Source organism: Rhodococcus sp. 852002-51564_SCH6189132-a, assembly GCF_001665495.1.
In the GTDB taxonomy this organism is placed as follows: domain Bacteria; phylum Actinomycetota; class Actinomycetes; order Mycobacteriales; family Mycobacteriaceae; genus Rhodococcus; species Rhodococcus pyridinivorans.
Map to the genome: position 1 here is coordinate 152,534 of NZ_LZMJ01000086.1, position 6,251 is coordinate 158,784.

Here is a 6,251-nt window from a genome sequence, read left to right on the forward strand (position 1 = left end):
CGTCGTGGTCACGCTCATGGCGAACACGACACGGTCGTGGTGTGAAGGGGGTGGTCGGGCGACCGTTACCCTGGCCGGGTGAATCGTCGCTACGTCCTGCCGCTCGCGCTCGTGCTCCCGATCCTCGTCATCGTGGTCGTGGCGTTCAACGTCCGGGCGCCGTACGTGGCGCTCGGCCCCGGCCCCGTCTTCGACACGCTCGGGGAGATCGAGGGCACCCCGGTCGTCGCGCTCGAGGGGATCGAGGCGGACGAGACCGAGGGCAGTCTGTTCATGACGACCGTCGGGGTCACCGACAATCTCACCCTCGCGCAGACCTTCACCGCCTGGATCAGCGGGCGCTACGGCGTGGCGCCGCGCGAGCAGGTCTACCCGCCCGACCGCAGCAAGGACGAGGTCCAGGCCGTCGACCAGGCGCAGTTCGCCCAGTCGGAGCGGTCCGCCGAACTCGCCGCCCTGCACTATCTCGACCTGCCGGTGACCCTGCGGATCGCCGAGGTGGGCCAGGACGCCCCTGCCGCCGGGTTGCTCGAGGCGGGCGACCGGATCGTCGCCGTCGGCGGCGAGGAGATGCGCACGGCCGGCCAGGTCCAGCGCGCGGTCGGCGACGTGCCGCCCGGTGAGTCGGTGGACGTCACCGTCCGGCGCGGCGATGCCGAGGAGTCGTTCGACGTTCCTGTCGGTTCCCGGCCCGGCGACCCGGACAAGGGCTTCCTGGGCATCGCCACCGAGGAGGTTCCCGAGGTGCCCTTCGAGGTCACCTTCAACCTCGCCGACATCGGCGGACCGTCCGCCGGCCTGATGTTCAGTCTGGCCGTGGTGGACAAGCTCAGCCCGGGCCTGCTCAACGGCGGTCTGGACGTCGCCGGTACCGGCACCATCGACTCGGACGGGATGGTCGGTCCGATCGGCGGGATCACCCACAAGCTCACCGCGGCGTCGGAGGACGGCGCGACCGTATTCCTGGTGCCCGCCGAGAACTGCGCGGAGGCGCAGAGCGGCGCCCCCGAGGGTGTGCAGCTCGTGAAGGTCGAGACGCTCGAGGGTGCGATCGACGCGCTGGCAGCGATCGCGGACGGACGCGACGCGCCCGCCTGCAGCTGATCCCGCCCGTCGGCAGCCGATCCCGCGCGCCGCACGGGGGCCGGCAGTGCGGTGATCGCCCTCTCAGTAGTCGTCGTCGCTCGCCTCGAGGGTCGCGTACAACGCGGCCACGACGTGCGGGGCGAGGTTGTCGTAGGTCCGCAGTTCAGTGCCCGCGAACGGATCGTCGTCGTCGAGGGGGCGCAACTGAAGGAGCGAGAGTGACGGCCCGTCGCGCAGGACCGCGGAGATGAGGCGGGCGGCGCGTCGTTCCGGGTGACTGTGCGCTGCGAGCCGGGCCGCCTCGTCTGCCGCGTGGGCGTCGGCGAGCAACGGCGTGAAGGCGTCGTCGAGTTCGTTCTCGGCGCTCGGCGGCAGCACGACCACCTCCTGCACGAGAGCGCACCCGGCAACCGATCCGGGCCAGGTGGTCGTGGCGAGGAACTCCTCGAGTGCGGGACTGCCGCCCTCGACGTCGTCGGGGAAAGATTCCTGCGCGATCGGGGTGTACTCGTGTCCCTCGTCGAGCTGGTCGGCGAGGGCGGGTTCGGCGGCTGCGAGAAGCACGGTCGGGACGAGCGCGAACATGACGGGAGGGCGGTCCCAACCCTCCGCATCCGCGAAATCGATGATCTCGTGGACGGCGCGCGCGAGTCCTTGTTCGGAAGGTACGGGAAGACGTTGGTTCACCGGCCTATCCTGGCACCCGTACGCGGGTGTGCGCTGCCGGATCTGCGTCGTGCGACCCCCTGTACGAGGATTCCGTAGAGTGGGGCGAAACGGTCACTCCGTGAGAACGAGGCGTGCTCGCACGCTTTCGTCGAGCGCGAGATGTACAGATGCGGTGCGATCGCGCCGCCGGACGAGTTGGGAGCGTGGCACGTGGGCATGAGGCCCCCGACCGGAGTACCTACATTGTCGAAGCGGAGCAGAGTTCTGCTGATCCTGGCAGTGGTGGCCGCAGTGCTGCTCCTGCTCGGACCACGGTTGGTGGACACCTACACCAACTGGCTCTGGTTCGGCGAGGTCGACTTCCGGGACGTATACGTCAAGGTTCTCCTGACCCGGATCGCACTGTTCCTGGCGGTCGGGTTGTTCATCGGCGGTGTCGTCTGGCTGGCGATGCTGCTCGCCTACCGGTCGCGCCCGGTCTTCGTGCCGACCACCGGACCCAACGATCCGGTGGCGCGCTACCGCACCACCGTGATGACGCGCATGCGCGCCTTCGGGATCGGTATCCCGGTCGTGCTCGGTGTGCTCTCCGGTCTGGTCGCCCAGGCCGGCTGGGTCACCGTCCAGATGTTCTTCAACGGCGGCGACTTCGGCACCACCGATCCGCAGTTCGGTCTCGACGTCGGCTTCTACGCCTTCGACCTGCCGTTCTACCGCTTCCTGCTCAACTGGTTCTTCGTCGCGATCGTGCTCGGGTTCATCGCGAATCTCGTCACCCACTACATCTTCGGCGGCATCCGCCTCGCCGGTCGCGGGGGAAGCATGTCGACGGCCTCGCGTGTGCAGCTCGCGGTCCTCGCCGGCCTGTTCGTCGCGTTCAAGGCGTTCGCCTACTGGCTCGATCGGTACGAACTGCTGTGGAGCAGCCGCAAGGAACCCACCTTCACCGGCGGTGGCTTCACCGACATCAATGCGGTGTTGCCGGCCAAGCTCATCCTGCTCGCGATCGCCGTCATCTGCGCGATCGCGTTCTTCGCCGCGATCTTCCTGCGCGACCTGCGGATCCCCGCGCTCGCGACGGCGCTGCTCGTGCTCTCGTCGATCCTCGTCGGCGCGGTGTACCCGCTCATGGTCGAGCAGTTCTCGGTGCGCCCGAACGCTGCCGACAAGGAGAGCGAGTACATCGAGCGCAACATCGCCGCGACCCGCGAGGCGTACGGCATCACCGACGACAAGGTGGCGTACGAGGACTACCCGGGTGTGGGCACCACCTCGCCCGAGAACATCCCGGCCGACATCACCACGATCGCGAACGCCCGCCTGCTCGACCCGAACGTGCTTCCCCGCACGTTCACGCAGCAGACGCAGCTGAAGAACTTCTACGGCTACCCCGAGTCGCTCGACATCGACCGGTACGAGCTCGACGGTCGTATGGAGGACTACATCGTCGCGGCGCGTGAGCTCTCGCCGACGAGCCTGACCGGCAACCAGACCGACTGGATCAACCGCCACACCGTGTACACGCACGGCAACGGTCTCGTCGCGGCGCCCGCCAACCGCGTGAACGCCGCCGCGAGTGCCTCGGCGGAGGAGGCCGCCAACAGCAACAGCGGCTATCCCGTCTACTTCGTCAGCGACCTGGCGTCGCTCGCTGCGGAGAACCAGGTCATCCCCGTCGAGCAGCCCCGCATCTACTACGGCGAGGTCATCGCCGAGGCCGATCCGGACTACGCGATCGTCGGCAACAGCGCCGACTCGTCCGGTCCGCGCGAGTACGACACCGACACCGAAAAGTACACCTACACCGGCTCGGGCGGCGTCGACATCGGCAACTGGTTCAACCGGCTCGCCTTCGCCGCGAAGTACGGCGAACGCAACATCCTGTTCTCGAGCGCCATCGGCAGCGACTCGAAGATCCTGTTCAACCGCGACCCGCGTGAGCGCGTGACGAAGGTCGCGCCGTGGCTGACGGCCGACGGCGACGCCTACCCGGCCGCGATCGACGGCCGCATCAAGTGGGTCGTCGACGCGTACACCACGCTCGACTACTACCCGTACGCGCAGCGCGCGTCGCTCGAGGGCCTCGTCGAGGACAGCATCGACCAGAACACCGGCCGGTTGCTGCCCCGCAAGGAGGTCTCGTACATCCGCAACTCGGTGAAGGCGACGGTCGATGCCTACGACGGCACGGTGACGCTCTACCAGGTCGACGATGAGGACCCGGTCCTGAAGGCGTGGATGGGTGTCTTCCCTGATGCGGTGACCCCGCAGGACCAGATCTCCGACGAGCTGCGGGCGCACTTCCGGTACCCGGAGGATCTGTTCAAGGTGCAGCGCGAGATGCTCGCCAAGTACCACGTCGACGACCCGCGCGAGTTCTTCACGAACAATGCGTTCTGGTCGGTGCCGGCGGACCCGACGGTCGACACCAGCGCGAACCAGCCGCCCTACTACCTGCTCATGGGCGATCGCGAGACGGCGGATCCCCGGTTCCGTCTGACCTCGGCGATGGTGGGTTACAACCGGCAGTTCCTGTCGGCGTACATCTCGGTCGAATCCGATCCGGAGAACTACGGGAAGTTCACGATCCTGCAGTTGCCGACGGATACGCAGACCTTCGGTCCGGAGCAGACGCAGAATGCGATGATCTCCGACACCCGAGTGGCTTCGGAACGGACCCTGCTCGAACGGTCCAACCGGATCCAATACGGCAACCTGCTCACCCTGCCCATCGCGGACGGCGGCATCCTGTACGTCCAGCCGATGTACACCGAGCGCAACGCGACGGCGGGTAGCACGTCGACCTTCCCGCAGCTGTCGCGCGTGCTCGTCAGCTACCGGGAGCCGGGTGCCAGCGGTGGCGTCCGGATCGGTTACGCACCGACTCTCGCCGGTGCGCTCGACCAGGTGTTCGGTCCCGGCGTCGGCGACGCGGCCACCGCTCCCGGTGGCGAGGCGCTGCCCACCGCCGAGGTGGAGGACGAGACGCGGGGCGAGGTGATCGAGGGCACCACGGACGAGAACCAGCCTTCCGATCAGCAGCAACAGCAGCCCACCTCGCCGGCGCCGACGACTCCCGCGAATCGCGATGCCGCGGTCGCGGAGCTCGATTCGGCACTCGCGGAGCTGGCCAACGCGCAGACCAGCGGCGATTTCGAAGCCTACGGACGGGCGCTGCGGCGGGTGCAGCAAGCCGTCGATGCCTACGAATCCACGGGCGGCTGAATCCACTGGCGGCTGAATCCACCGGCGGCTGATCCGGTAACGGAAACCGACACGACGAAGGCCCGCGGTTCGCACCGCGGGCCTTCGTCGTGTTCGCAGAGACGGTCTGCGTCAGCGACCGGCCAGCGTGATATCGACGATCTGCGCGAACTCGGCGCCGAAGCCGTACTGCTGGGCGAGCTGGTTCGCGGTGTCGACGGCCTGGGTGACCTCGGCCGGCAACTCGGGGGCGGCCGGAGCCGCGGGTGCCGGAGCCTCGGGTGCCGGTGCGGGCGCCTCGGGTGCGGCGGGAGCCGGCGCGGATTCGGTTGTCAGGTACTGACCGCAGACGGGCCACGCGCCGGGGCCCTGCGTCTGCAGGACGTTCTCGGCGACACGGATCTGCTCCGCCTTCGAGGCTTGGTCCGCGCGGCCGCTGCCGCCGTTGGCCTCCCAGGTGCTCTGCGAGAACTGCAGGCCGCCGTAGTAGCCGTTGCCGGTGTTGATGGCCCAGTTGCCACCGCTCTCGCACTGGGCGACGCCGTCCCAGTTGTGCTGGGCGGCGGACGCGGTGCCGGTGGCGAGCGCGAACGGAACCGCGGCGAGTGCACCGGTGACGACGGCAGTGCGGAATGCACGCGTGCTGAAGTTGGTCATTCTGTGGAGTCCTTCCCGCGCTCGCGGAGCGCGACGGCCCTCGTCGATCTCGGTCGACGGAGAAATGTCTCCGTCCGGATCGGGGACCACGTCGGTTGCGTCCCTGCCCCTCGGGTCTTCGTAGGCACCGGATCCCGCGGGGCAGACTGGCGGCGACGGGCCGGTGGTGGCTCGGCTGTTTCGAGCCGGGACCGACAGTACAAAGCGCTCCGCGGCGCGTCATCCTCCGCCGGGAGAGGTGTTTGTCCACCTGATGGGATGGGACGATTGAGTCTTCGCAGCTCAGGAAGGTGATAACGGGGGTCGATGCAAGATCGTTACACCGCCGTTATGTGGCGATAGTCATGGTGGAAATGTGAACCGAGACACCTCGGGGTTGCGATTTCGGTTGTCGTCGAGGCCCATCCGCGTCCGACGAGGCGATTTGCATTCCGTTTTCGTGCTCGTGTAGGTTCATTCATGCAACGCGGGGTGGAGCAGCTCGGTAGCTCGCTGGGCTCATAACCCAGAGGTCGCAGGTTCAAATCCTGTCCCCGCTACCACCACGAAGGCCGGGGGGGGGGGGCGCCCCGCCGTCGTTCGTTCGAGGGGGTCACCCCCCCCCCGGGGGGTTACCCATGAAGGGGTGCGAGGGA

At 68.1% G+C, this 6,251-nt stretch carries 4 protein-coding genes and 1 tRNA gene; 3 read left to right on the forward strand and 2 right to left on the reverse strand.

Annotated elements, in window-relative coordinates; all coding sequences use genetic code 11:
• The first annotated feature begins 78 nt into the window (after positions 1 to 78).
• Positions 79 to 1,104 (forward strand): YlbL family protein, encoded by a 1,026-nt coding sequence (locus A5767_RS22165; RefSeq protein WP_024101465.1) that lies wholly within the window; start codon positions 79 to 81, stop codon positions 1,102 to 1,104.
• 63 nt (positions 1,105 to 1,167) lie between these two features.
• Here A5767_RS22165 and A5767_RS22170 read toward each other — a convergent pair whose 3' ends face one another.
• Positions 1,168 to 1,773 (reverse strand): PPA1309 family protein, encoded by a 606-nt coding sequence (locus tag A5767_RS22170; protein WP_006550273.1) that lies wholly within the window; start codon positions 1,771 to 1,773, stop codon positions 1,168 to 1,170.
• A gap of 192 nt (positions 1,774 to 1,965) precedes the next feature.
• Between A5767_RS22170 and A5767_RS22175 the strand changes: the two genes are divergently transcribed.
• Positions 1,966 to 4,980 (forward strand): UPF0182 family protein, encoded by a 3,015-nt coding sequence (locus A5767_RS22175; RefSeq protein ID WP_174556232.1) that lies wholly within the window; start codon positions 1,966 to 1,968, stop codon positions 4,978 to 4,980.
• Positions 4,981 to 5,091: 111 nt separating this feature from the next.
• Here A5767_RS22175 and A5767_RS22180 read toward each other — a convergent pair whose 3' ends face one another.
• On the reverse strand, positions 5,092 to 5,616 hold the full coding sequence (locus A5767_RS22180) for a transglycosylase family protein (protein ID WP_006550275.1): 525 nt from the start codon (positions 5,614 to 5,616) through the stop codon (positions 5,092 to 5,094).
• Between the two features lie 465 nt (positions 5,617 to 6,081).
• Between A5767_RS22180 and A5767_RS22185 the strand changes: the two genes are divergently transcribed.
• Positions 6,082 to 6,158: transfer RNA gene (locus tag A5767_RS22185), tRNA-Met, on the forward strand.
• Positions 6,159 to 6,251 lie beyond the last annotated feature (93 nt).